Source organism: Pseudocitrobacter sp. CD920760, assembly GCF_057782505.1.
The window spans coordinates 4,312,514-4,338,996 of record NZ_CM173490.1; the positions used below are offsets into that span (position 1 = coordinate 4,312,514).

The window sequence follows — 26,483 nt, forward strand, 5'->3', positions numbered from 1 at the left end:
TCCCTGTGGGAGAGGGTTAGGGTGAGGGGAAACAAAAAACCTCACTTCCCGCCCGCACGTTGTAGGTCGGGTAAGGCGCAGCCGCCACCCGACAACAAACTACTTCCCGCCCGCCAGCTCGAGAAAACTCCCTGTCACATACGACGCTTTATCGCTTAACAGCCAGACAATCGCCTGCGCGACCTCTTCCGGCTGACCACCACGCTGCATCGGCAACACCGATTTCACCCGGTCAACCCGCCCCGGTTCGCCGCCATCTGCGTGCATTTCGGTGTAGATAAACCCTGGCCTCACGCCGTTTACCCGAATCCCCTGCGCCGCGACTTCCAGTGCCAGCCCGGTGGTTAAGGTATCCACCGCCCCTTTCGACGCCGCATAGTCCACATACTCGCCCGGCGCCCCCAAACGCGCCGCCGCAGAAGAGACGTTCACGATCGCCCCGCCCACGCCGCCATGCTGATGCGCCATCCGTTTAACCGCTTCACGACAGCAGAGGAAAAATCCCGTCACGTTGGTCGCCAGCACGCGGTTAATGCGATCTGCCGTTAACGCTTCCACGCGGCTTTGTTGAAACAGAATGCCCGCGTTGTTCACCAGCGCCACCAGCGGCTGATTGTGCTTGTCTATGGCCTCAAACATCGCCACTACCTGCGATTCATCGCTGATGTCAGCACGCAGGGCGAAAGCCTCACCACCGGCTTCGGTTATCTCGCGCACCACGTCGGCTGCCGCCTGCACGTTATGCCGATAGTTGACGGCAACGCTATACCCTTCCTGCGCCAGCTGCAGCGCAGTAGCCCTGCCAATTCCCCGGCTCGCGCCGGTTACCAGTGCAATTCCCATGACGGTCTCCCATAAAAAAGGGCGCCGAAGCGCCCTTAAAAGCATAGCCGAATAAGTTACTGGTATTCGCTCATCGGCACGCAGGAGCAGAACAGATTGCGGTCACCATAGACGTCATCCAGACGTTTCACGGTCGGCCAGTATTTGTTCTCCACGCCTGCCGGGAAGACCGCCACTTCGCGGCTGTAACCGTGATTCCACTCAGAGACCAGCTCGTTCTGGGTGTGCGGAGCGTTCACCAGCGGGTTATCTTCCAGCGTCCACTCGCCTGCTTTGACACGGTCGATTTCCGCACGGATAGCCAGCATCGCATCGATAAAGCGGTCCAGCTCCACTTTGCTTTCCGATTCCGTCGGTTCAACCATCAGCGTACCCGCAACCGGGAAGGACATGGTCGGCGCATGGAAACCGTAGTCGATCAGACGCTTAGCGATATCCAGTTCGCTGATGCCGGTTTCTTCTTTCAGCGGACGAATATCAAGAATACATTCGTGCGCTACATGTCCTTCGCGACCGGTATACAGCACCGGGAAAGCGTCTTTCAGACGGCTGGCAATGTAGTTAGCATTCAGGATTGCCACCTGGCTTGCCTGCTTCAGCCCTTCTGCGCCCATCATGCGGATGTACATCCAGCTAATCGGCAGAATAGAGGCGCTACCGAACGGAGCGGCAGAGACCGCGCCCTGACGGGTCAGCATGCCTTCAATCTGCACCACGCTGTGGCCCGGAACGAACGGCGCCAGATGCGCTTTCACGCCAATCGGCCCCATACCCGGTCCGCCGCCGCCGTGCGGAATGCAGAAGGTTTTGTGCAGGTTAAGGTGCGAGACATCCGCGCCGATAAAGCCCGGCGAGGTAATCCCTACCTGCGCGTTCATGTTCGCGCCATCAAGGTAAACCTGGCCGCCGAACTGATGCACGATTTCACACACTTCGCGGATCGTCTCTTCATACACGCCATGCGTGGACGGGTAGGTCACCATGATGCAGGAGAGGCTCTCGCCGTGCTGCTCGGCTTTCGCGCGCAGATCGGCCAGGTCGATGTTGCCCTGTTTATCACAGGCAACCACGACAACCTGCATTCCCGCCATCTGTGCGGAAGCCGGGTTAGTACCGTGCGCGGATGCCGGGATCAGACACACATCGCGATGCCCTTCATTGCGGCTTTCATGATAGTGGCGAATAGCCAGCAGGCCCGCGTATTCGCCCTGCGCGCCGGAGTTCGGCTGCATGCAAACCGCATCGTAACCGGTCAGTTTCACCAGCCAGTCCGAAAGCTGGCCGATCATCTGATGATACCCTTCCGCCTGCTCTGCCGGGCAGAACGGGTGCAGTTCGGCAAATTCAGGCCAGGTGATCGGGATCATTTCCGCTGCCGCGTTCAGTTTCATGGTGCAGGAACCCAGCGGGATCATCGCCTGATTCAGCGCCAGATCTTTACGCTCCAGCGAGTGCATATAGCGCATCATCTCGGTTTCGCTGTGGTAGCGGTTAAACACCGGATGGGTCAGGATCGCGTCATCGCGCAGCATCGCCGCCGGGATCGAACGGCTATCCAGCGCCACGTCTTTATCCAGCGTGTCGATATTCAGCCCGTGATTATCACCGAGGATCACGCTAAACAGCTTCAGCACATCATCACGAGTGGTGGTTTCATCAAGCGTAATGCCCACCGCGTTGTGGATGTCGCTGCGCAGGTTGATTTCTGCCGCTTCGGCACGCGCCAGCACGCTGGCTTTGTCCGCCACCTCTACACACAGGGTGTCGAAGAAGTGTGTAAAGCGCAGTTTCTGCCCTTTCTGCTGCAGACCGGTCGCCAGGATATCGGTCAGGCGATGAATACGATTAGCGATACGTTTCAGACCAACCGGGCCGTGGAAGACGGCATACAGGCTGGCAATGTTCGCCAGCAGAACCTGAGAAGTACAAATGTTGGAGTTCGCTTTCTCGCGGCGGATATGCTGCTCGCGGGTCTGCATCGCCATGCGCAGCGCGGTATTGCCCGCCGCATCTTTCGATACGCCGATAATACGGCCCGGCATGGAGCGTTTAAATTCGTCTTTCGCGGCAAAGAACGCCGCGTGCGGGCCACCGTAGCCCATCGGTACGCCGAAGCGTTGAGCTGAGCCGAAAACAATGTCTGCGCCCTGCTTACCCGGTGCGGTTAACAGCACCAGCGCCATAAAATCAGCGGCAACGCTTACTACGACTTTGCGGGATTTCAGTTCAGCCATCAGCGACGTGTAATCGTGAACTTCGCCGGTGGTGCCCACTTGCTGCAACAGCACACCGAAGACATCCTGGTGATCCAGCGCTTTACTGGCATCATCAACAATCACGTCAAAACCGAACGTTTCTGCGCGTGTACGTACCACATCCAGCGTCTGCGGATGGACATCGGCAGCCACGAAGAAACGGTTGGCATTTTTCAGTTTGCTGACGCGTTTTGCCATCGCCATCGCTTCGGCGGCGGCAGTCGCTTCATCCAACAGAGAGGCGGAGGCGATATCCAGGCCGGTCAGATCCAGCGTGACCTGCTGGAAGTTCAGCAGCGACTCAAGGCGGCCCTGCGAAACTTCCGGCTGATAAGGGGTGTACGCGGTGTACCAGCCAGGGTTTTCCAGCATGTTGCGCTGGATAACCGGCGGCAGCTGAACGCCGGTATAGCCCATGCCAATGTAAGACTTAAAGCGCTTGTTGCGTCCGGCAATCGCTTTCAGCTCCGCCAGTGCGGCGAATTCTGTCGTCGCGTCGCCCACCTGCGGCGGGGTGGCAAGCTGGATATCTTTCGGCACGATTTGGGAAATCAGTGCAGTTAATGAATCCGCGCCAACCGTTTTCAGCATCTCCTGCTGTTGCTGAGCGTCCGGCCCGATGTGACGTTCGATAAAAGCATCACGGTTTTCAAGCTGGCTTAAAGTCTGTGTCATGAGCGATGGTTCCTGAAACGTGCGGTGATTTTAGAATGCCCTCTCCCCTGGAGAGAGGGATAGGGTAAGGGACACATTGGCACCCTCACCCCGGCCCTCTCCCTGAGGGAGAGGGAGAAAAACGGTTACTCGTCTTCTAACAGTGCTGCGTAGGCCGTCGCATCCAGCAGCGCGGCAACTTCCGCTTCGTCGCTGGCTTTGATTTTGAAGATCCAGCCGCCCGCATACGGTTCGCTGTTGACCAGCTCCGGCGAGTCGCTCAGTTCATCATTAACCGCGACGATTTCACCGCTGATTGGCGCGTAGATGTCGGACGCCGCTTTTACGGATTCCGCCACTGCGCAGTCATCGCCCGCGGCAACGGTCGCGCCGACGTCAGGCAGGTCAACAAACACCATATCGCCCAGTAATTCCTGTGCGTGTTCGGTGATGCCCACGGTGTAAGAGCCATCGGCTTCTTTACGCAGCCATTCGTGTTCTTTGCTGTATTTCAGTTCTGCAGGTACGTTGCTCATCAAAAAATCTCCAGAAAAGGGGGGAATTACGCGACGGCTTTGCCGTTGCGCACAAAAACAGGTTTGGTGACTTTTACCGGCATTTCACGGTTACGAATCTGCACGATGGCCGTCTCGCCAATGCCTTCTGGCACGCGTGCCAGCGCAATACTGTGACCAAGCGTCGGGGAGAATGTCCCGCTGGTGATCACGCCTTCCAGCGCGTTGCCGTGAGCGTCGGTGAAACGCACCGGCAGTTCGCCGCGCAGCACGCCTTTTTCGGTCATCACCAGGCCAACCAGTTGCTCGGTGCCTTTTTCACGCTGCATCTCCAGCGCTTCACGACCGATAAAGTCGCGGTCGGCGGGTTCCCAGGCAATGGTCCAGCCCATGTTGGCCGCCAGCGGAGAGATACCTTCATCCATCTCCTGGCCGTATAAATTCATCCCGGCTTCCAGACGCAGCGTATCGCGTGCGCCCAGACCACACGGTTTTACACCCGCTTCAACCAGCGCGCGCCAAAAATCGGCAGCTTTCTCGCGCGGCATCGCAATTTCGTATCCTGCTTCACCGGTATAGCCGGTGGTGGCCACAAACAGATCGCCCGTCTGTACGCCAAAGAACGGCTTCATGCCCTCAACGGCTTTACGCTGTTCATCGCTAAACAGGGTTTCGGCTTTTGCTTTGGCATTTGGCCCCTGTACCGCAATCAGCGACAGGTCATCACGAACGGTGATTTCAATGGCGAAAGGTTCAGCGTGTTGGGTGATCCAGGAGAGGTCTTTTTCGCGGGTGGCGGAGTTTACGACGAGGCGGAAATAATCTTCGGTGAGGTAGTAGACAATAAGGTCGTCAATCACGCCGCCCGAGGCATTTAGCATGCCGCTATAAAGCGCTTTGCCGGGTTTCGTCAGTTTGGCAACGTCGTTTGCCAGCAGATAGCGCAGAAACTCGCGGGTGCGGCTGCCGTGCAGGTCGACGATGGTCATGTGCGACACATCAAACATCCCGGCGTCGGTGCGCACCGCATGGTGCTCATCAATTTGCGAGCCGTAATGCAGCGGCATCATCCAGCCGTGGAAATCCACCATTCGCGCGCCGCACTGCACGTGTTGATCATACAAAGGCGTTTGTTGTGCCATCTTGTCCTCGTTGAGTAAGCAAAGCCAACCACTTTCCATTACAAAAACCCGGCGTCGACACCGCGAACAGGCCCCGACGCAAACGTTCTCTTTTGCCTGAACTTACCACCGAAATCGGCAGTAAACCATAAGCAAAGACGGGTCATCAGATTAGCTTATGGTCAAAATCAGCCAAAAAGCTTACAGAGTTATTCGCTATAAAAATGCGAATAGCACCACATATAATTAACATTCATGCGCAAGCATTTAGCATAAAACCATATTTAGTGCGGAAAACGAGGCGTGTTTTTCGTTATCTCAAAAACGCTGAATTAGAAAAACTAATGCGAAAAAAGGCGTGAAATTAGAATATTTCAAACGAGAGGAAGGATCTCCCGGCAGAGCGCCGGGAGAAGAAGTGTGACGCAGTTAACGAAGCCACTCCGGGAGGTCATTCAGCCCCATGGCCTGACGAATCAATTGCGGTTTAACCCCAGGCAAGGTATCCGCCAGTTTCAGGCCAATATCGCGCAGCAGTTTTTTCGCCGGGTTCTCGCCCGCGAAGAGTTCGCGGAACCCCTGCATGCCGGCAAGCATCATCGCGGCGCTGTGTTTACGGCTGCGCTCATAGCGGCGCAGATAGAAATGCTGACCGATATCTTTACCCTGCGCGTGCAGACGACGAACTTCATCAATCAGTTCCGCCGCATCCATAAAGCCCAGGTTAACGCCCTGCCCCGCCAGCGGATGAATGGTATGCGCCGCATCGCCAACTAACGCCAGACGGTGCGCGGCGAACTGACGCGCGTAACGCCCGGTCAGCGGATAAACCTGACGCTCGCTTTCAAGCGTACACAAACCGAGGCGATTGTCGAAAGCGATATTGAGCGCTTTGGTAAAAGTAGGCTCATCGGCCTTCTGCATCCGTTCAGCTTCCTGCGGCGACAGCGACCAGACTATCGAGCAAAGATGTGGGTCGGAAAGCGGCAGGAAGGCCAGAATACCTTCGCCATGGAATGCCTGACGGGCGATGGCATCATGCGGTTCCTCGGTGCGAATGGTTGCCACCAGCGCGTGATGTTTATAATCCCAGAAGGTTAACGGGATATCCGCTTTATTACGCAGCCAGGAGTTTGCGCCATCGGCACCCACCACCAGACGCGCCGTCAGCATCGCGCCATCTTTCAGCGTCAGAAATGCGTCGTTCTCCCCCCAGGCAACCTGCTGAAGTTCAGCGGGAGCCATTAAGGTAATATCCTGACAACGCTGCGCTTTTTCCCACAGCGCGTTGTGGATCACCGCGTTCTCAACGATATGGCCGAGATGACCGTAGCCCAGGCTTTTATCATCAAAGGCGATGCGCCCGAAGCTGTCTTTATCCCACACTTCCATGCCGTGATAGCGGCTGGCGCGGTGGGCAAGAATTGCGGACCATACATCCAGCTTGTTGAGTAATTTTTCGCTACCCGCATTGATAGCCGACACACGCAACGCCGGAGGCGCATCCGCAGCCAGCGGCTGGGGCAATGCCTGTTCCAGCACCGCGACGCGCAGCCCGCTGCCCTGTAAACCACAGGCAACCGCCAGGCCCACCATTCCACCGCCAACGATAGCGACATCTACACTCTGCACATTGACTCCTTAACGGGCTACCCAGCCCAGCGTACGCTGCGCCAGCACATCGCGTGCCGGGGTAAATAATTCCATCGCCATTAAACCGACATTGCGCCCAACAACCAGCGGGGCCCAACGATTGGCAAACAGATGCACTAAACCATCGGTCACACCGATAGTGGCGGCTTTATCGTCCGCGCGCTGACGTTGATAACGACACAGCAGCCCATAGCTGCCGATATCCTGACCCGCGTCATGCGCCTGCGCCAGCAGTTCCGCCAGCGACATGACGTCGCGCAGGCCAAGGTTAAATCCCTGCCCGGCAATCGGATGCAGCGTCTGCGCCGCATTACCGACCAGCGCCAGACGGTGTGATACCGCCCGAGTGGCCGTGGTGAGAGACAACGGATACGCATTACGTGCGCCAGCCTGTGTAATGCGTCCTAAGCGCCAGCCAAACGCCTGCTGAAGTTCATTGCAGAAACGTTCGTCCGACCAGCCCATCACCTCATCACGATTTTCCAGCGCATGGCACCATACCAGCGAGCAGCGACCTTGTGACATCGGCAGCATCGCCAGCGGGCCATTCGCGGTGAAGCGTTCAAATGCGCGCCCCTGATGCGGCACAGCGGTAGTGACGTTGGCGATAACGGCAAGCTGTTGATACGGCTCTTGTTGCCAGCTAATGCCGCACTGTTCACCCAGCGCTGAGCGGGAACCGTCGGCTGCCACCAACATCTGCCCGTTGATCGTTTCGCCACTTTCAAGCGTGACGCTCACGGCATCCTGAGTGCGATTGACGCGGGAAACGCGCGCCGGGCAATGCAGCGTCACGCCAGGCGCTTTACGCAGCAGCGCGAAAAGGCGTTGCCCGACATCATGCAGTTCGACCACGTTACCCAGCGCTGGCAGGCGATAATCTTCTGCTTCCAGCGTGACAAACCCGGCATGGCCGCGATCGCTCACATGAACGGTATGAATTGCCGTCGCACAGTTCGATATCGCCTGCCAGATACCAACTTTCGCCAGTTGCTGACAGGTGCCCGCCGCCAGCGCAATCGCCCTGGCATCAAAACCCGGATGTTGCAAAGAATCGACTTCCGCCGCTTCAATCAGATGCACGGGCAAGCGCCCGCCGGTCATCTGCGACACCGCCAGCGCAAGCGTCGCGCCGGTCATCCCACCACCGACAATAATCAGGCTCATGAGCGACGCGCCGCCGCCATCAGCGCTTCAATATCGTCCGCGCGTTTGACCACCGAGGCGGTCAGGTTTTCATTACCGTCTGCGGTTATCAGAATGTCATCTTCGATACGAATACCAATGCCGCGATACTCCGCCGGAACGTCCGCATCTGGCGCGATATACAGGCCAGGCTCCACGGTTAACACCATGCCCGGTTCCAGTACGCGCGAGCGGTCCACACCATAAACGCCGACGTCATGCACATCCAGCCCCAGCCAGTGGCTCAGGCCGTGCATGAAATACGGGCGATGGGCGTTTTCCGCGATAAGTTCATCGATCTCACCGTGCAGAATACCCAGATCGCGCAGTCCGGTAATCATGATGCGCACCACTTCGCCGGTCACTTCCTGTATAGAGGTGCCTGGACGATAGAGTTTGAGCGAGGTTTCCAGCGATTCCAGCACGATGTCGTAAATAGCGCGCTGCGCCGGGGTAAACTTGCCGTTCACCGGGAAGGTACGGGTGATATCACCGGCGTAGCCTTTGTATTCGCAACCGGCGTCAATCAGCACCAGTTCGCCATCGCGCAGTTCGGATTCGTTTTCGGTGTAGTGCAGAATGCAGCCGTTTTCGCCGCCGCCAACAATCGTGTTGTAAGACGGATAGCGCGCGCCGTGGCGGGTAAACTCGTGCAGAATTTCCCCTTCGAGCTGGTACTCAAACATCCCCGGCTGGCATTTTTCCATCGCGCGCGTATGCGCCAGCGCGCTGATTTCGCCAGCGCGGCGCATCACGGCAATCTCTTCTTCCGATTTGAACAGACGCATTTCGTGCACCAGCGGACGCCAGTCAATCACTGTGGACGGGGCCACCAGATTCTGGCGCGAACCTTTGCGCAGTTTGTCCATCGCGGTGAAGACAATTTCATCGGCCCAGACGTATTCACCCTGCGCGTGATAAATCGTGTCCAGACCGTTAAGCAACTGGAACAGCTGTTGGTTGATTTCACTGAAGGCCAGCGCGCGGTCAACGCCCAGCTTTTCCGGGGCCGCATCCTGACCCAGGCGGCGACCAAACCAGATCTCCGCCGTCAGGTCGCGAACACGGTTAAACAGCACGCTGTGGTTGTGAGTGTCATCGCTTTTAATCAGCACCAGCAAGGCTTCCGGCTCGTTAAAGCCCGTAAAGTACCAGAAATCGCTGCTCTGGCGATAGGGATACTCGGAATCCGCGCTACGGGTCACTTCCGGCGCGGCAAAAATCAGCGCCGCGCTGCCTGGCTGCATTTGCGCCAGCAGTGTCTGACGGCGACGGAGAAACTCTTGCTGTGTCATGACATCTCCTTAATACGTAAAATGCGGACGGTTTGTCGGATGGCGGCTACGCCTTATCCGACCTACGTTCGACGACATCACTTTGTAGGCCCGATAAGCGCAGCGCCATCGGGCAAAGCCGGCAAAACGCACATTGACCCGCAACCCTGAATATTTAGTGTAACGTTGGCTTTTGCACTTCCGGCGCCGTCGGCTGCGGGCGCGTGAAGGTATCGTGGCACAGCAGCGCCGCAACGCGCACGTACTCGATGATCTCTTCCAGCGACATCTCCAGCTCTTCCTGGTCTTCGTCTTCGTCGTAGCCCAGCTGCGCGATATTGCGCAGATCGTCAATCGCTTCCCCGGTTTCGCCTTTCACTTTATCCAGCTTCGGCTGAGACACGCCCAGCCCGAGCAGGTAGTGATTCACCCAGCCAGAGAGCGCATCGGCGCGTTCAAACACGCTGACATCGTCGCCTTCAGGCAGATAAAGCTGAAAAAGAAAACCGTCGTCTTCCAGCGAATCGCTGGTCACCGCATGCATGGTACGCAGCGCTTCAGCCAGCTCGTGGCCGAAGGCAAGCCCTTCGTTGGTGAGGTCGTGAAGCAGCGGCTGCCATGAGCTGTCGCTGTTTCCGCCACAGAGCATCCCGCTGATGAGGCCATGCATTTCCGCAGGCGTCAGGCCTACCCCTTGTTGGTTCAGTAACTGGTTCACGTCGGTGTAACCAGGCATTTCGTTCTGTATAGACATGCGCATTCATCATCGTTGGGAGGAATATTCATGGTATGCTACCACTTTGGACCCTGGTGATACCAGAAAAGGGCTTGTATGTTCATACCAGGGTAGCTATAGTGTCGCCCCTTCGCATCCTGGGTGTGAAGGCCGCGCAGTCAATCAGCAGGAAGGTGGCATGTCTGCAGAACCCGTCGATATTCACATTTTTGGCCGTTCGCTTCGCGTGAATTGCCCGCCTGAACAAAGGGATGCTTTGAATCAGGCTGCGGACGATCTGAATCAGCGGTTGCAAGATCTGAAAGAACGCACTAGAGTCACAAATACTGAGCAGCTGGTCTTCATCGCCGCGTTGAACATCAGCTATGAATTAACTCAGGAAAAGTCCAAGACGCGCGACTACGCTTCCAGTATGGAGCAGCGCATTCGGATGCTTCAGCAGACCATTGAACAAGCATTGCTTGACCAGGGTCGCGCCTCCGAAAAGTCAGGGCAAAACTTTGAATAACACTTTGCAGTTTACTGTGGTAGAGTGACTGTGAAGACAAAATTTCTCTGAGATGTTCGCAAGCGGGCCAGTCCCCTGAGCCGATATTTCATACCACAAGAATGTGGCGCTCCATGGTTGGTGAGCATGCTCGGCCCGTCCGAGAAGCCTTAAAACTGTGACGACACATTCACCTTGAACCAAGGGTTCAAGGGTTACAGCCTGCGGCGGCATCTCGGAGATTCCCCTTCTTTTACTACCAACCCCTATGACACAACTTCCTGAACTCGCCCTTTCCCGACAAGACATCCGCAGGATGATTCGGCAACGGCGTCGCGAGCTAACAGAACAGCAGCAAATCGACTTTGGCGAACAGGCCGCAACCCGCATGATGGCGTATCCGCCCATGGTGATGGCGCGCACGGTCGCACTCTTTCTTTCCTTTGATGGCGAGCTCGACACTCAACCGCTAATAGAACAACTCTGGCGAGCGGGGAAACGCGTTTATCTGCCAGTGCTTCATCCCTTCAGCCCTGGAAACCTGCTGTTTCTGCACTATCACCCACACAGCGAACTGGTGGTAAACCGTCTAAAAATCCACGAACCCAAACTTGATGTCCGCGATGTTCTGCCTCTGAGTAAACTGGATGTGCTGATTACGCCGCTGGTGGCTTTTGACGAAAAGGGGCAACGGCTGGGGATGGGCGGCGGGTTTTACGATCGCACCCTGCAAAACTGGCAACAGCATGGCATCAGCCCGGTAGGCTACGCGCACGATTGTCAGTTGGTGGAACGATTGCCGGTTGAAGAGTGGGATATCCCGTTGCCAGCGGTGGTGACGCCGTCGAAAACCTGGGTGTGGTAGGGCGAAGTTTCCCACTCCGCCCCGATTGACTTTGCTGATTCTTTGACCTAATTTAGTGAGTAAGGGTAAGGGAGGATTGCTCCTCCCTCTGGAACACTGTTTAGAAAGCTGGCGTGCTTATCATCAACAGAATAACCAGGATGATGACTAACTTCATCATAACCTTTCTCCTTTGAGCCCCTGCTTCGGTAGGGGCTTTCACGTTTTAGCATCATGCTGCCCCTATCCTAATCTTTCTTACGCACGCAAAGACGCCGTCGCGCGGCTTTAGTTGCCTTTTACGACTCGCTTCGCAAAGTGATTTACATACGTTTCAGAAGGCTTCAAAAGTGAAGTGACGACGTCTTACGGCACAGATTTCCACCGATTGACACCGCCGTTTTTTTGACCTAAATTCCTCGGTAAAGGGTGAGGGAGGCGAACCTCCCTCCTGCGTCTTTGTTAATATGCCGGGAAAGCGATTATTAACAGAATCAGCAGCATGATGACGTAGCTCATCATCGTCCCTTTCCTTATCAGAGCCCCTGCTTCGGTAGGGGCTTTCCCGTTTTAGCATCATGCTGCCCCTATCCTAATCTTTCTTACGCGCGCAAAATCGCCGTCGCGCGGCTTTAGTTGCCTATTACGACTCGCTTCGCAAAGGGTGATTACATACGTTTCAGAATAGAAAACAGCAGAGGATGAGCGGGAAAGAACGGGCAGGCCAGCGGCCCGCCCGTTAGAGAAGGGTAATCAGAACAGCATGCGTGCGCGAACCGTGCCCGGAATCGCTTTCATGCTTTGCAGCGCTTTCTGCGCCACGTCTTCTTCTGCTTCAATATCGATGACCACATAGCCCATCTGCGGCGTGGTTTGCAGGTACTGTGCGGCAATGTTGACGCCCTGCTCAGCGAAGATCTGGTTGATGGCGGTTAACACACCAGGACGGTTTTCATGGATGTGCAGCAGGCGGCGGCCACCGTGAATCGGCAACGAGACTTCCGGGAAATTCACCGCAGAAAGAGTTGAGCCGTTATCAGAATACTTAGCCAGTTTACCCGCCACTTCAAGGCCGATATTTTCCTGCGCTTCCTGCGTTGAACCACCAATATGCGGCGTCAGGATCACGTTATCAAACTCGCACAGCGGCGAGTTAAACGGATCGCTGTTAGTTGCCGGTTCAGTCGGGAAGACGTCGATCGCCGCACCCGCCAGGTGTTTGCTCGCCAGCGCATCGCACAGCGCCGGAATATCCACAACGGTGCCGCGAGAGGCGTTAATCAACAGCGAGCCCGGCTTCATCAATGCCAGTTCTTCCACGCCCATCATGTTTTTGGTGGAGGCGTTTTCCGGCACGTGCAGGCTGACCACATCGCTCATATTCAGCAGGTCGGAGAGATGTTGAACCTGCGTCGCGTTGCCCAGCGGCAGTTTGTTTTCGATGTCGTAGAAGAAGACGTGCATCCCCAACGATTCCGCCAGAATGCCCAGCTGTGTGCCGATATGACCGTAGCCGATAATGCCCAGTTTTTTGCCGCGCGCTTCAAAAGAGCCCACGGCCAGTTTATTCCACACGCCGCGGTGTGCTTTGGCGTTTGCTTCCGGCACGCCGCGCAGTAGCAGCAGCAGTTCGCCAATCACCAACTCGGCCACGGAACGGGTGTTCGAGAACGGTGCGTTAAAGACCGGTACGCCGCGTTTTGCCGCCGCTTTCAGGTCAACCTGGTTGGTGCCGATGCAGAAGCAGCCTACCGCCACCAGTTTTTCCGCCGCCTCAAAAATTTCTTCGGTCAGATGCGTACGGGAGCGCAGGCCAATGAAATGGGCATCACGGATAGACTCTTTCAGTTGCTCGCTGTCCAGCGCGCCTTTGTGAAACTCGATGTTGGTGTAACCTGCTGCACGAAGGCTGTCCACAGCCTTCTGATGTACGCCTTCTACCAGCAGAAATTTAATCTTCTCTTTTTCCAGTGATACCTTAGCCATTTCCCCGCCCTGTCTTTGTTTTACTGATGTTGTGATGAACGAAAGTTCACCTAAGCAACATATCAAAAAAAACTATCGCGGCAATCTAAACGTTTGCGTGCACGTCACGCGGAAATTTCACGCAGGGCAAAATGTCAGCATAAAATGCTACACATAAGAAATTAGATGGGATGTTAATGAAGTGGTTTTATAAAATGTGACACAAGTCACCAAAATCAGGCGGGTAAAAAATTTTGGGGGAATTGAGCTTCCCCCAGTCAGATCATTTCGTGATGGTTTTCACACCATCAGCCGTACCAATGAGTGCCACGTCAGCACCACGGTTGGCGAATAATCCTACGGTCACCACGCCAGGAATGGCGTTGATGGCGTTTTCCAGCGCGATGGCATCAAGAATTTCCAGGCCATGTACGTCCAGAATCACGTTGCCGTTGTCGGTTACGACGCCCTGACGGTATTCCGGGCGACCACCCAGCTTCACCAGTTGGCGTGCCACGCAGCTGCGCGCCATCGGGATAACTTCAACCGGCAGCGGGAAATTGCCAAGAATATCAACCTGCTTAGAGGCATCTGCGATGCAGATAAATTTGTCCGCAACGGAGGCAATAATCTTTTCACGCGTCAACGCCGCACCGCCACCTTTGATCATCTGCATGTGGCCGTTGATTTCATCCGCACCGTCAACGTAGATACCCAGACGGTCAACTTCGTTGAGGTCAAAAACGGTGATCCCCAGGCTTTTCAGTTTCTCGGTGGAAGCATCAGAGCTGGATACCGCGCCTTCAATCTGCCCTTTCATGGTGCCCAGCGCATCGATAAAGTGTGCGGCGGTAGAGCCCGTGCCCACACCGACGATGGTGCCCGGTTGTACATATTGAAGCGCCGCCCAGCCTACTGCTTTTTTCAGTTCATCCTGCGTCATGATTATTGCCCGTGCTGTAATGATATTTGCCGCATTATAGAACATATGCGCGGGTTGTCGCATTGCGCCAGGCACCAATTTCGTCTGTATCTGCCTGCAATTTATGTCATAGTGCGAGATAACGATTTTAGAGGAGCCCCTCAACGCAATGAAACGTCCTGACTACAGAACATTACAGGCGCTGGATGCGGTTATTCGGGAACGCGGCTTTGAGCGCGCAGCGCAAAAGCTTTGTATCACCCAATCAGCCGTATCGCAGAGAATTAAACAACTGGAAAATATGTTCGGGCAACCGTTGCTGGTGCGAACCGTTCCACCGCGCCCGACAGAGCAAGGGCAAAAGCTGCTGGCGCTGCTGCGTCAGGTTGAACTGCTGGAAGACGAGTGGCTGGGCGATGAGCAAACGGGTTCAACGCCGCTGCTGCTGTCGCTGGCGGTCAACGCCGACAGTCTGGCTACCTGGCTGCTGCCAGCGCTTGCCGATGTGCTGGTTAACTCACCTATCCGTTTGAATTTACAGGTTGAAGATGAAACGCGCACACAAGAACGATTGCGTCGCGGTGAAGTGGTTGGCGCGGTGAGTATCCAACCGCAGGCGCTACCAAGCTGCCTGGTTGATCAGTTAGGCGCGCTGGACTATCTGTTTGTGGGTTCAAAAGCGTTTGCCGAGCGCTACTTCCCGAATGGCGTGACGCGTTCAGCGCTGCTGAAAGCGCCTGCCGTGGCGTTTGACCATCTCGACGATATGCATCAGGCCTTCCTGCAGCAAAACTTTGATTTGCCGCCGGGCAGCGTGCCGTGTCATATCGTGAATTCATCAGAAGCCTTCGTTCAGCTGGCGCGTCAGGGAACGACCTGCTGCATGATCCCGCATTTGCAGATTGAGAAAGAATTGGCTTCGGGTGAGCTGATTGACCTGACACCAGGTCTGTTCCAGCGTCGGATGCTGTACTGGCACCGCTTCGCGCCGGAAAGCCGCATGATGCGCAATGTGACGGATGCGCTGCTGGCCTACGGGCGTCGGGTATTGAGACAGGATTGAGGGTAAAACGTCGGATGGCGCAACGCCATCCGACATATCAACGATTACTGCGCTTTCGCGGGCGCCGCTGACTGAGACTGCGCCTGAGTCGGTTGCAGCTCAAACACCACGTCTACCTGGTCGCCAAACTGAATGGTTGGCTGTTCGTAAGTCTCTTCCGCTGATACCGGCGCGGCATCCGCTTTCATCATGCGAACCATCGGGCTCGGCTGATAGTTTGACACGTGATAACGCACGCTATACACCGGTCCCAGCTTGCTGTTAAAGCCTGCTGCCAGTTCTTTAGCCTGATGAATCGCATCATCAATCGCCGCTTTACGCGCTTTATCTTTATAGGCATCCGGCTGAGCCACGCCCAGCGATACAGAGCGGATTTCGTTCAGGCCAGCTTTCAACGCGCCGTCCAGCAGAGAATTAAGCTTATCCAGCTGACGCAGGGTTACCTCGACGGTACGCACCGCGCGATAGCCTTTCAGAATGCTTTTGCCGTTCTGATAGTCATAATCAGGCTGAGTACGCAGGTTGGCCGAGCTGATATCTTTCTTCGCTACGCCATTCTGCTCAAGGAAGGAGAGGTACTGCGCCACACGCTGATCCGCCTGCTTCTTCGCCGTCGCCGCATCTTTCGCAGCAATATTCACTTCAATTGCCAGGGTGGCAAGATCCGGGGTCGCATCTACGCTGGCCGTACCGGAGGTGACAATATGCGGGCCGTTAGGTAATTCATTCGCCTGTACCGACATCGCGCTCAAACCCATTAATGCTGTCAGCGCCATCACTTTAAACTTCACTGTCGTCTCTCCATGTTACGTTATCACCCGAAAATACAGGTACTCGCATCCAAGCTTAGCGCTTCAGATGCGAAAGTCCATCGGACAACGCTTAGTTGAACAAGGCGTGAACATGCCCGATGCCCTCTTTCGCCAGCTGGAAAGCGATAAACCACATTACGACACCAACCAGGGTGTTAATGATGCGCTGCGCTTTAGCGGTGCGCAGACGCGGCGCCAGCCAGGCGGCCAGCAGCGCCAGGCCAAAGAACCACAGGAACGAGGCGCTGACGGTGCCGAGTGCAAACCAGCGCTTAGGTTCCACATCAAGCTGTCCGCCAAGGCTCCCCAACACCACAAACGTATCAAGATAAACATGCGGATTCAGCCAGGTCACCGCCAGCATGGTGGCGACAATTTTCCAGCGCCCCTGCTTGAGCACTTCGGCACTGGCAAGTTCCAGATTGCTACTCATTGCAGTTTTCAGTGCGCCATAACCATACCAGAGCAAAAAGGCGACGCCGCCCCAGGTCACGAACGCCAACAGCCACGGCGACTGCATCAGCAACGCGCTGCCGCCAAAAATACCGGCGCAAATCAGCAGCAGATCGCTAACGGCGCAGAGCAGCGCAATCATGATGTGGTACTGACGACGAATGCCCTGGTTCATCACAAAAGCATTCTGTGGGCCAAGGGGAAGAATCATGGCAGCGCCAAGCGCAAGGCCTTGAAAATAGTAAGATATCACGAGTTTTTATCCTGAGCAGTGTCTGTTTACGGCAGACTATAGCGCGGGATAATCATTAGCGGAAATTGATAATTTTAATCGCTTATAAGACAGACTAATAATGGCGGAGCAACGCTCCGCCATCGGCAGGGAACGTTATTCAGCGTCTTCTTTCACGCGTTTGAAATTAACGTCCATTTGCGGATACGGGAAGCTAATACCGGCGGCATCAAATTCACGTTTAACGCGTTCCAGCACATCCCAGTACACGTTTTGCAGGTCGCCGCTGTTACTCCAGACGCGCACCACAAAGTTAATTGACGATGCGCCCAGCTCATTCAGACGCACGGTCATTTCGCGATCTTTCAGAATACGTTCATCGGACTGAATGATATTGGTGAGAATGGATTTCACCTGATCGATATCGGAATCATACGCCACACCAATGATAAATTCGTTGCGGCGCACCGGCTCACGCGAGAAGTTAATGATATTACCGGCAATAATTTTTCCGTTCGGGATCACCACAATTTTACCGTCGACGGTACGCATGGTGGTGGAGAAAATCTGCACATTGAGCACGGTACCGGCTACGCCGCCCAGATCAACATACTCACCCGCACGGAACGGACGGAACATCACCAGCAGCACGCCCGCCGCCAGGTTGGAAAGTGAGCCTTGCAACGCCAGACCAACGGCTAAACCCGCGGCACCCAGCACCGCAATTACCGATGCGGTCTGAACGCCTACACGTCCCAGCGCGGCAATTAGCGTAAACGCAATAATCGCATAGCGAACCAGTGCAGAAAGGAAATCGGCCACGGTGGCGTCAATGTGACGCGCGCGCATCAGACGGTTTACGGTGTTAGAGACCAGGCGCGCGATGATCATCCCGACGATGATAATCGCGATGGCCGCGACGATATTCACGGCATAACTGAGCAACAGCGCCTGGTTGCGCACCAGCCAGGTGCCCGCCCCATTAATGCTGTCGACTACGTTTAAATCTTCCATTCAAACTCCCCGAAAATAAAAAAGTGTGAGTTGGCTCTCACGAAAAATGACTATTTAAAGGTAAACAAAAAGCGTCAAATATGCCATTTTTCAATATGATTCAGGGAATATATGGTGGTTAATTCAGACTCCAGCAGGGCGATCGACCATCCGCAGGAAGCCGCTCACTAACGCATTTCTCTGCTTAAAGACTTCTGCAATTTCGCTCACTACCTTGCCGCTGCCGGCATTCTTCCAGGCAATAGAAAGCGGTGAAGGTTGGCGTGGATGAGCGACCTCGCGGGCCACCAGCGCCCCCGATTCCACATAGGGGCGACACATTCGTTCCGGTAGAAAACCGACGCCAAGGCCGCTTAAATGGCAAGCCAGTTTGGTGCTGAGATCGGGCACCTTAATCTCTTTTTGGCCGCTTAGTAGCCACGCCACGCGGCGCGTCAGGGTTCGTGAGGTATCTTCGATATTAATAGCGGGATAACGTCGCAGCACATCATCCGAAAGCAGCTCAGCAGGATGACTGGCAAGCGGATGAGTAGCCGCCACCACAAACTGCCAACTGATATCACCCAGCGGCAGCAATGAAATGTTATTGGAAAGCGATTCCGAACCGGTGACGCCAATCGCCAGTTGAAAATCATCGTACAGCAGTGAGTCCCACACGCCCATGTAGACCTGGCGGGAAATCTGAAAGCGGGTAAAAGGGAACTGTTGATGCAGCCAGGTCAGCAGGTCTGCCGTGGTTTGCGGTTGGTAGAGCAGGTTATTGATAACAATATTCACCTGCCGTTCAACGCCCGCGTTGATTTGCTGTAGCTCATCCGGCATGGCATCCAGCCAGTTGAGCCACTGCCGGCAGTGTTCGAGTAAATGTTGCCCGGCGCGAGTGAGGCTGACGGAGCGGGTGGTGCGTAAAAAGAGTTGCGTGCCGACCTGCTCTTCCAGAGTCTTAATGCGATAGCTGATCGCTGCCGGCGTTTTATGCAGCGAGCTGGCTGCACGAGAAAAACTCTCCGTTTCAGCAACCCGAATAAACGTGCGTATTGTTTCCTGATCGAGCATGCACTCTCCTTGATTCCCTCAGACGCAACCCCTGTTGCGCCATCGCCATTCCTAACAATGTGTCCGCGCCGGACGTGTGACCAACGTTCAGCAAACGCTGTACCGCATAATGCGCGCTGCGCGTGGATTGCCAGCGCCGTAACAACCTTAACACTGGCGTTGAGAATGTGCCGTGACGTGCGCTGTTAAGATAACGACAGCTTACCGAAGTTGTGAGTAGCGCGAGTTGATCCGCCGGGGGTAAAAATGGACGCGGTGATGAGGTGTGACCTGTTGCATACAGCATAGCAAGCGCCCCAATTAGCATATCGTCACCACTTGGCGTCAGGCCGGGGCCGCAGCCAATCAACCATGACCAGTCCGGCGTTTCACCCTTTAGCCAGTGTTCCAGTTCCTGCGTAAAACGATCAAAAATCGGCATTGCGGCCAGTGGCTGATTCAGAGCGCCGCACAAACCACTCAGATGAGGCGAGACATGCACGTTATCCTGCCTGAGTTCGGCAACTTCCGGGGTTAACGAAAGCACGCGACGCGGGCGAATCAAAATATCCGATCCCCAAAGCAGATTGCCCTGCTTGAGAAGTCGCGCAATGTGAGAACAGGCGGCAAAGTGACGGGTCGTGAGCAATACGCCCGCCGGGCCCATACCTTTGCCGAAGCGGAAAAGCGTTAACAGCTCGCCATCCGGGCGGCAGTAGTTAATTGCCTGTGAGAAGCGGCTGTGCAACGTCCATTCACCATCGGGTAAATGAGACAACCCGGCGCACGCCTGAGCATTAATGATTTTCATCAGCAGCACTCCGGGGCGGCAGTGCCGCCCCTTCACTTGTTACGCAGTGATGTGGTGCAGCTCCGCCAGCGCTTCCAGCGCTTTCTCGAAGCAAAGCAGCGGCGCACGTACGGTGCCCGCACCAACCTGACCTATTCCCGCCTCGCGGTGCGCAATGCCGGTGTTAATCAACGGCGTGATGCCCGTTTCTACAACGCGGCGGATATCCAGCCCCAGGCACGCGCCTTTAAAATCCCAGGAGGGGATCTGGAACAGCGGGTTGTGATCGAGATAGATCTCCGCCATCTCTTCCGATGTCTCCAGTGCCGCCCCCATTCCGCCGGCGCCAACGAAGCGGGTTACGCCCGGTGCAGCAATCATCGCCGCACCACCAATACCCAGCGTTTCAGTGATCGCGCTATCACCAATATCCGGGTTAGCATCCGCCTGGCTGTAACCGGTAAAGAAAAGCCCCTGCGGCGTATTCACCGGCGCGGTAAACCAGCGATCGCCGGTGCCGCTCACGCGAATACCAAAGTCGCGGCCGTTACGCGTCATCGCGGTTACCACCGAGCCCGCTTTAATCACCGCCGCCGCATCCATCACCGCCTTGCTGTACGCCATCGCCAGATTCAGGAAGAACTGATCGGTAACGCTAAGGAACTGTAATACCTCAATGACTTCGGTTTTAGGACGATCCAGGCCCGCGATCGCCGGAGATAGCGTGCGTAGCAGCAGTGAAGAAGCGGCGATATTACGCTGATGGAATTCATCGCCCATGGTGATGGCCTGCGCCATCAGCGCGGTAAGATCGACGCCGTTTTCCAGTTTGCCAATCGCATCCTGAAGTACCGGCGCCAGCGTATCGCGCATCCAGCGCAAACGTTGCTGGACGTCGCCACCGTAGGCTCCAAAGCGCATCACCTTGCCGATGCCTTCGTTCAGATTGCAGCAAGCGTGATTTCCATGGACCACATCTTTCACCACCAGAACCGGCATATTTGCTGAAGTAATGCCGCCCATAGGGCCCACTGCGCCAACATGATGACAAGGGATGAACTCTACCTCGCCCTGACCAAGCAAGCGCACAGCCTCTTCTTCCGTTGCAGCCCAGCCTTCAAACAGCGACGCGCCAATACAGGCGCCACGCATCGGCCCGGTCATCTCTTCCCATGCAATTGGCGGCCCGGCGTGAAGCAGTTTGCGGCCTGATGCCAGCGTGACGACCACCTCTTTAGCGGGTCGAACGGCGACCCAGTGCGGTCGGGCAGCTTTGATGCGTTCAATGATGGCTTCGTTAGCCTGTGCAATTGATGAATACATATCCGTACCTCTAACTTAATGTAACTGCTTGAGAAGACTGGCAAGACGCGCGTTGCCGCCGGCAACTGGCGCCCACTGATAGTGCACAACAGGTGTGCCGTTGCTTTGCAGATCCAGCGCGAAACTGCGTAAACCGGCGTTGATGACCTGCACGCCGTCCAGCAGCGGGTAGTGTTTTTCTGCCGGGTGGCTTTCCTGGTGATGCGTCAGGCTAATGGCGAGCAGAATCGCCTCTTCCAGGGTCTCGACGACCGCAATGCCCGCTTCACGAAGTTTTTCGCTTTGCGCGGTGCGGCCCTGCGGATCGCCTTCGGTTCCCGTCAGTGTGGCGATAGTGACCAGCGGCGCAGTACGGCGCGCGCGCACCTGTTCCAGCGTCTGAACCACCGCTCCAGCAGGGTCTTCACAGGCTCCGTAGCCAAGCACCACATCCAGTAGCAGCACACCAACATCCGGAAGTGCGGCCAGTTTTTCGATTTCAATACTGCGGGTGGTTGGATCAATCATCGGATGTGGCCTGCCGAGGGTGTAGCTGTCATCCCCCAGGTCAACAATCCGGTGACCGCCTGCGTCCAGCATCACGCCTTGCGCATGGCTCTCACTCATTGGCACATTTAGACCCGCAGAGAGAAGCATCGCCGCTTCCGCCGCCAGGGTTCCCCCGGCATACAGCCCATAAATACCTTTGCCCGCCACTTCCGGTTGAATCTGCCGCTGCCGCGCGACGCGCATCAGCAACACAGCCAGACGCGCAGCTTCAGACAACGAGTTAGCCAGCCAGACATTTCCTTCACGGCGCTGCTCCGGCTTACTGCCAAGAAAGAGCGCTACAACGGGTTTTCCGACATTCTGCATCGCGGCGATAATCCGCGTGCGAACCTGTGGTGACGGAGGTTTCGAGACAAAGGCAATCACCTGAGTCGCTTCATCAGAGGCCAGCATCTCAAGCGCGGTTAACGCGCTGATACCGCCGATATCGGCACTTAAATCTCGCCCACCTAACCCAATCGCATGGCTAATACCTTGTTGATGCAAGGCCACCTGCGAGGTGATCTCCTGAATCCCCGTACCCGATGCGCCAATCACGCCGATGCCCCCTTCCGGCAGCACGTTCGCGAACGCCAGCGGGCTCCCGGCAATCATCGCTGTGCCGCAGTCTGGCCCCATCACGATAAGCCCACGTTCACGCGCCAGGTTTTTCAGCTCCACCTCTTGCGCCAACGGAACGTTATCGGAAAACAACATCACGTTTTTACCTGCCAGCAGCCCTTCTTTCGCCACCGAGGCGGCGTACTCTCCGGCCACCGAGACCAGCAGCAGGTTAGCCTGCGGTAACTTCTGACACGCACTTTCCCAACGGCGGGCTTTCAGCAGTTGTTGCGAGCTACCTGATGCACTGGCAATGGCGCTGAGTTCTTTCTCCAGTTGCTCACGGATTAAATCCATAATCGCCGGTTGTTCCGTTTCAGTACGCACCGCCACGCAGATGTCGTTAGGTGTAGCTTCCGCGAAGTCGTCATGCCAGAAACCGGTCGATTCCAGCATCGATTTATTCGCGGGCGTGCCCATCATTACCGATACCTGATCCACTTCCGGACGTTCACTCAGCTTGCGGGAAATAATCATCAGACTGACGGAGTCCTGAAAACTTCCCTTTTTAATAAAGGCATAAATCATTACCGCTACCTCTTATGTACGTTTTTCTTTTAAAAACAGCATGGCGACCAGGCCGATAGCTAATAAAACGGCTGAAACATAAAAACTGGAGGCCAGACTTCCGGTCATATCTCGTGCCGCACCGGCAATAATCGGCGCAAGAATTGATGAGCTCATACCGATGAAATTAAATAAACCAAAAGCGGTGCTGTAATTATTTTCATCCACGCTGTCGGCCACCAGCGCAACCAGTACCGGGTCAAGTGCCAGTTTGCCCACCAGCCCATAAACGCACAGGGCAACAATGACGCCGGTCATATTTGGCATCCAGACAATGGACAGCATGCTGAGAATGGCAACGGGCACCAGGAACATGATTAAGGGTTTACGCTTGCCTAATTTATCTGACAGGCTGGAGAATAACAGCGCGCCAGGAATGGAGATCCACGCCACCAGTGATGAAATAAAGCCTGTTTCACTACCGGCAATACCACGCTCACTTTGTAAATAGTAAGGCAGCCAGGTCAGGATAACGAAGAAACCAAACAGGCTACAGAACACCATGATATAGGTAAGAATTAAATTACGGTTCTTCAGCAGGTCGCTAAATTTCCCTTTTTTAATCGGCTTACCGTCAACTTCAGTGGTGCGTTTCTTCTCTTTAACAAAGAACCAGATTGCCAGGCCGACGAGAATAGACGGCACAGCCATCGCGTAGAACGGCATCCTCCAGGAATGGCCCTGATCGTAAACCAGCCAGCTTGAGGTCATCAGGCCCAGCGCAATACCAAACGCCATACCACTGTTGATGATTGCACTCCCCAGCGAGCGGAATTTTTTCGGGATCTGCTCTGAAGACAAGCCGTACTGCGGGCCATAATAGGTTCCCTCGCCCGCGCCTGTGACCACGCGGGCAAACAGTAATGTGTACCAGCTTTTTGCCCAGCCCGTTACCGCAGTAAAGACGCCAAACAAAATAAACCCGGGCACCAACACTTTTTTCTTACCGATTTTATCGCCGAGGACCCCAGCGGGTACCTGCAATAAGGCGTAAGAAAAATAGAATACTGAATTAAGAATACCTAACTGTGTTCCCGTTAAGCCAAACTCCTTTTCCAGCTCACCCATTACCGGATTAAGAACGGTACGGTCGGCATACATAAAAATCCAGCCCAGCCAGAACAGGAATACGGTGACCCACCAGGCCGGTATTCCTTTTCTTTTTGTGACATCAGTCACTTCACATGAATCAGACATAAGTGAACTCCCGGTAATCATTACCGCTGAATGCCTCTGTCAGGAGGCTTGATGTTTAAACTGACCTAACCATATCGGGGTTAAGTGAGTTTTCATTTGAGCAAAGTCACACTAAAACCATTGTTATAAATTCCTGGTAACTCACTGCATAATTATTAAAAAAAGTCTAATAATCACTTTTAAATTTAGTTATATAAAAACAATTAAAATGGCGGAGATTGACAAGTTATTTTTCCCGATAATTAAATCATTATCACCATCACAGTGAATAGAAATGGAAAAACTATATTGAGCACGACATCATCTATTTTGTGAGGCAATAATGAAAAAGAAACTGGTCATTGCCCTTGGCGGTAATGCGTTATTACAGCGTGGTGAAATCCTCAGCGCTGAGAATCAACAGAAAAGCATTCAACTCTTTTCCCAAATGGTGGCGCAGCTGGCGCATGATTATCAGTTAGTGATCGTTCACGGCAATGGCCCACAGGTCGGACTGCTGGCCTTGCAGAATGCCGCCTACCAGGATGCGCCTGCCTGGCCGCTGGATATCCTGGTTGCCGAAAGCCAGGGAATGATTGGTTTTGCGATTGCGCAGGAGCTCACGGCTAACAGCAGCGCACCGGTCACCACGCTGATGACTCGCGTAGAAGTTGATCCGAATGACGATGCCTTTGCATCGCCAGGCAAATACATCGGGCCCGTATATCCACCAGAGCAGCAGGCCGAGCTGCAGACGCGCTATGGCTGGCAAATGAAGGCCGATGGCCAGTATATCCGCCGCGTGGTTGCCTCCCCCACCCCTTTGAAAATTATCGATAGCGAGGCGATCCGCACGCTAATGGATGACGGGCATCTGGTGATTTGCTGCGGTGGCGGCGGGATTCCGGTCATTGCAAAAGAGAGCGGGTATCAGGGTATCGAAGCCGTAATTGATAAAGATTTGACGGCAGCCGTGCTGGCCCAGGCAATCAGCGCCGATCATCTGCTCATTTTGACCGATGCCGATGCGGTGTATGAAAATTGGGGTACGCCACAGGCCCGCGCTTTACGTCACGTTACCCCTGCGGAACTGGCCCCGTTCGCCGCACCGGATGGGGCGATGGGGCCAAAAGCCGCTGCGGTCATTCAGTTTGTAAAGCAAACAGGAAATGCAGCGTTTATTGGCGCGCTGAAAGATGCGCCACAGATACTTGCAGGAAAAAAAGGCACCTGTATTTCAGACTAATGCTCTGTTTTTCAGGCAAAAAAAAGGCTTCCCGGAGGAAGCCTTTTATCAATCATGTTGCCTCAAATTACAGAACGTCAACCGCGTTCAGTTCTTTGAAAGCCTGCTCCAGACGAGCGCTCATGCTGGTCTGGCCAGCGCGCAGCCATACGCGCGGATCGTAGTATTTCTTGTTCGGCTGGTCTTCGCCTTTCGGGTTGCCCAGTTGGCCCTGCAGGTAAGCTTCGTTGGTTTTGTAGTAGTTCAGAATACCTTCCCAGGTCGCCCATTGGGTATCGGTATCGATGTTCATTTTCACTACGCCGTAGCTTACTGAGTCTTTGATTTCCTGAGCAGAAGAACCGGAACCGCCGTGGAAGACGAAGTTCAGGCTGTTGTGCGGCAGGTTGTGTTTCTTAGAAACATAGTCCTGAGAATCACGCAGGATAGTCGGGGTCAGAACCACGTTACCTGGTTTGTACACGCCGTGTACGTTACCGAAGGAAGCGGCGATGGTGAAACGCGGGCTGATTTTGCTCAGTTCAGTGTACGCGTAATCTACGTCTTCCGGCTGGGTGTACAGTGCAGAAGCGTCCATGTGGCTGTTGTCCACGCCATCTTCTTCACCACCGGTGCAACCCAGTTCGATTTCCAGAGTCATGCCCATTTTGGACATACGCGCCAGGTATTTGGAGCAGATTTCGATGTTTTCGTGCAGGGATTCTTCAGACAGGTCGATCATGTGAGAAGAGAACAGCGGTTTGCCGGTAGCAGCGAAGTGTTTTTCACCCGCGTCCAGCAGGCCGTCGATCCACGGCAGCAGTTTTTTCGCGCAGTGGTCAGTGTGCAGGATAACCGGTACACCGTAGTGCTCAGCCATCTGGTGAACGTGATGCGCGCCAGAGATAGCGCCCATGATGGCTGCGCCCTGAGGAACGTCAGTTTTCACGCCTTTACCCGCGATGAATGCTGCACCACCGTTGGAGAACTGAACGATAACCGGTGCTTTAACTTTTGCAGCGGTTTCCAGAACGGCGTTGATGGAGTCGGTGCCCACGCAGTTTACTGCTGGCAGTGCAAAGTTGTTTTCTTTTGCTACCTGGAACACTTTCTGAACGTCATCACCAGTGATAACACCAGGTTTTACGAAATCAAAAATTTTAGACATGTTTACGAGTCCTATCTGTATC

At 55.0% G+C, this 26,483-nt stretch carries 24 protein-coding genes and 1 other RNA gene; 5 read left to right on the top strand and 20 right to left on the bottom strand.

Translation table 11 applies throughout. From position 1 onward, the window contains the following. Positions 1–99 precede the first annotated feature (99 nt). The 8 genes from AC1MKH_RS20190 to AC1MKH_RS20225 form a co-directional block, all read right to left on the bottom strand. Entirely contained in the window at positions 100–843 is a 744-nt protein-coding gene (locus tag AC1MKH_RS20190; RefSeq protein WP_015963121.1) for an SDR family oxidoreductase, read from the bottom strand. A gap of 56 nt (positions 844–899) precedes the next feature. Further along, on the bottom strand, positions 900–3,773 hold the full coding sequence (gcvP, locus tag AC1MKH_RS20195) for an aminomethyl-transferring glycine dehydrogenase (protein WP_276224217.1): 2,874 nt from the start codon (positions 3,771–3,773) through the stop codon (positions 900–902). A gap of 125 nt (positions 3,774–3,898) precedes the next feature. Beyond that, a complete protein-coding gene (gene gcvH, locus AC1MKH_RS20200; RefSeq protein ID WP_108475859.1) occupies positions 3,899–4,288 on the bottom strand; it encodes a glycine cleavage system protein GcvH in 390 nt (129 codons plus the stop codon). Positions 4,289–4,314: 26 nt separating this feature from the next. Further along, complete coding sequence (gene gcvT / locus AC1MKH_RS20205; RefSeq protein WP_276224213.1) at positions 4,315–5,409, bottom strand: glycine cleavage system aminomethyltransferase GcvT; 1,095 nt, start codon at positions 5,407–5,409, stop codon at positions 4,315–4,317. A gap of 408 nt (positions 5,410–5,817) precedes the next feature. After that, positions 5,818–7,020 carry an FAD-dependent 2-octaprenylphenol hydroxylase gene (ubiI, locus tag AC1MKH_RS20210; protein WP_276224211.1) on the bottom strand — a complete coding sequence of 401 codons (1,203 nt, stop codon included), beginning with the start codon at positions 7,018–7,020 and terminating at the stop codon, positions 5,818–5,820. Positions 7,021–7,029: 9 nt separating this feature from the next. Further along, the gene (ubiH, locus tag AC1MKH_RS20215) at positions 7,030–8,208 is read right to left on the bottom strand and encodes a 2-octaprenyl-6-methoxyphenyl hydroxylase (RefSeq protein WP_276224210.1); all 1,179 of its coding nucleotides are present in this window, start codon (positions 8,206–8,208) and stop codon (positions 7,030–7,032) included. Beyond that, on the bottom strand, positions 8,205–9,521 hold the full coding sequence (pepP, locus tag AC1MKH_RS20220; protein WP_276224208.1) for a Xaa-Pro aminopeptidase: 1,317 nt from the start codon (positions 9,519–9,521) through the stop codon (positions 8,205–8,207). The genes ubiH and pepP overlap by 4 nt, the downstream gene beginning before the upstream one ends. Before the next feature lie 154 nt (positions 9,522–9,675). Beyond that, entirely contained in the window at positions 9,676–10,254 is a 579-nt protein-coding gene (locus AC1MKH_RS20225) for a YecA/YgfB family protein (protein WP_149463289.1), read from the bottom strand. A 160-nt stretch (positions 10,255–10,414) separates the two neighbouring features. On the opposite strand from AC1MKH_RS20225, the gene zapA reads away from it, so the two are divergent. The 3 genes from zapA to AC1MKH_RS20240 all read left to right on the top strand — a co-directional run bounded on the left by zapA (position 10,415) and on the right by AC1MKH_RS20240 (position 11,588). Next, entirely contained in the window at positions 10,415–10,744 is a 330-nt protein-coding gene (zapA, locus tag AC1MKH_RS20230; RefSeq protein WP_276224205.1) for a cell division protein ZapA, read from the top strand. 41 nt (positions 10,745–10,785) lie between these two features. Beyond that, positions 10,786–10,969: non-coding RNA, 6S RNA (gene ssrS, locus AC1MKH_RS20235), on the top strand. Between the two features lie 22 nt (positions 10,970–10,991). Continuing rightward, positions 10,992–11,588 (top strand): 5-formyltetrahydrofolate cyclo-ligase, encoded by a 597-nt coding sequence (locus AC1MKH_RS20240; protein WP_276224203.1) that lies wholly within the window; start codon positions 10,992–10,994, stop codon positions 11,586–11,588. A 100-nt stretch (positions 11,589–11,688) separates the two neighbouring features. Here the strand turns inward: AC1MKH_RS20240 and AC1MKH_RS20245 are convergent, their stop codons facing one another. From AC1MKH_RS20245 to rpiA, 3 genes are all read right to left on the bottom strand, one after another. Beyond that, positions 11,689–11,748 carry a type I toxin-antitoxin system Ibs family toxin gene (locus AC1MKH_RS20245; protein WP_149463453.1) on the bottom strand — a complete coding sequence of 20 codons (60 nt, stop codon included), beginning with the start codon at positions 11,746–11,748 and terminating at the stop codon, positions 11,689–11,691. A gap of 572 nt (positions 11,749–12,320) precedes the next feature. After that, a complete protein-coding gene (gene serA, locus AC1MKH_RS20250; protein WP_276224201.1) occupies positions 12,321–13,553 on the bottom strand; it encodes a phosphoglycerate dehydrogenase in 1,233 nt (410 codons plus the stop codon). A gap of 262 nt (positions 13,554–13,815) precedes the next feature. Further along, a complete protein-coding gene (gene rpiA, locus AC1MKH_RS20255) occupies positions 13,816–14,475 on the bottom strand; it encodes a ribose-5-phosphate isomerase RpiA (RefSeq protein ID WP_108475851.1) in 660 nt (219 codons plus the stop codon). A 148-nt stretch (positions 14,476–14,623) separates the two neighbouring features. Here rpiA and argP point away from each other — a divergent pair, with 148 nt between their 5' ends. Next, positions 14,624–15,517, top strand: coding sequence for a DNA-binding transcriptional regulator ArgP (argP, locus tag AC1MKH_RS20260; RefSeq protein ID WP_015963109.1), 894 nt, complete (start codon positions 14,624–14,626; stop codon positions 15,515–15,517). 44 nt (positions 15,518–15,561) lie between these two features. On the opposite strand, the gene AC1MKH_RS20265 is transcribed toward argP, so the two are convergent. From AC1MKH_RS20265 to AC1MKH_RS20300, 8 genes are all read right to left on the bottom strand, one after another. Continuing rightward, the gene (locus tag AC1MKH_RS20265; RefSeq protein WP_276224197.1) at positions 15,562–16,308 is read right to left on the bottom strand and encodes an oxidative stress defense protein; all 747 of its coding nucleotides are present in this window, start codon (positions 16,306–16,308) and stop codon (positions 15,562–15,564) included. A 91-nt stretch (positions 16,309–16,399) separates the two neighbouring features. After that, positions 16,400–17,035 carry an arginine exporter ArgO gene (argO, locus tag AC1MKH_RS20270; RefSeq protein ID WP_276224195.1) on the bottom strand — a complete coding sequence of 212 codons (636 nt, stop codon included), beginning with the start codon at positions 17,033–17,035 and terminating at the stop codon, positions 16,400–16,402. A 135-nt stretch (positions 17,036–17,170) separates the two neighbouring features. Beyond that, on the bottom strand, positions 17,171–18,028 hold the full coding sequence (locus AC1MKH_RS20275) for a small-conductance mechanosensitive channel MscS (RefSeq protein WP_015963106.1): 858 nt from the start codon (positions 18,026–18,028) through the stop codon (positions 17,171–17,173). 123 nt (positions 18,029–18,151) lie between these two features. Continuing rightward, positions 18,152–19,084 carry an HTH-type transcriptional activator AllS gene (gene allS, locus AC1MKH_RS20280; RefSeq protein ID WP_276224193.1) on the bottom strand — a complete coding sequence of 311 codons (933 nt, stop codon included), beginning with the start codon at positions 19,082–19,084 and terminating at the stop codon, positions 18,152–18,154. Then, positions 19,041–19,874 (bottom strand): oxamate carbamoyltransferase subunit AllH family protein, encoded by an 834-nt coding sequence (locus AC1MKH_RS20285; protein WP_276224191.1) that lies wholly within the window; start codon positions 19,872–19,874, stop codon positions 19,041–19,043. The genes allS and AC1MKH_RS20285 overlap by 44 nt, the downstream gene beginning before the upstream one ends. 39 nt (positions 19,875–19,913) lie before the next feature. Next, positions 19,914–21,176 carry a YlbE family protein gene (locus AC1MKH_RS20290; RefSeq protein WP_327621998.1) on the bottom strand — a complete coding sequence of 421 codons (1,263 nt, stop codon included), beginning with the start codon at positions 21,174–21,176 and terminating at the stop codon, positions 19,914–19,916. A 15-nt stretch (positions 21,177–21,191) separates the two neighbouring features. Beyond that, positions 21,192–22,853, bottom strand: coding sequence for an acyl-CoA synthetase FdrA (locus AC1MKH_RS20295; RefSeq protein WP_276224186.1), 1,662 nt, complete (start codon positions 22,851–22,853; stop codon positions 21,192–21,194). Between the two features lie 12 nt (positions 22,854–22,865). Further along, positions 22,866–24,089, bottom strand: a complete 1,224-nt coding sequence (locus tag AC1MKH_RS20300) for an MFS transporter (RefSeq protein ID WP_276224184.1) — start codon at positions 24,087–24,089, stop codon at positions 22,866–22,868. A 322-nt stretch (positions 24,090–24,411) separates the two neighbouring features. Between AC1MKH_RS20300 and AC1MKH_RS20305 the strand changes: the two genes are divergently transcribed. Beyond that, positions 24,412–25,314 (top strand): carbamate kinase, encoded by a 903-nt coding sequence (locus tag AC1MKH_RS20305; RefSeq protein WP_276224182.1) that lies wholly within the window; start codon positions 24,412–24,414, stop codon positions 25,312–25,314. A 67-nt stretch (positions 25,315–25,381) separates the two neighbouring features. On the opposite strand, the gene fbaA is transcribed toward AC1MKH_RS20305, so the two are convergent. Continuing rightward, complete coding sequence (gene fbaA, locus AC1MKH_RS20310) at positions 25,382–26,461, bottom strand: class II fructose-bisphosphate aldolase (protein WP_149463278.1); 1,080 nt, start codon at positions 26,459–26,461, stop codon at positions 25,382–25,384. Positions 26,462–26,483 lie beyond the last annotated feature (22 nt).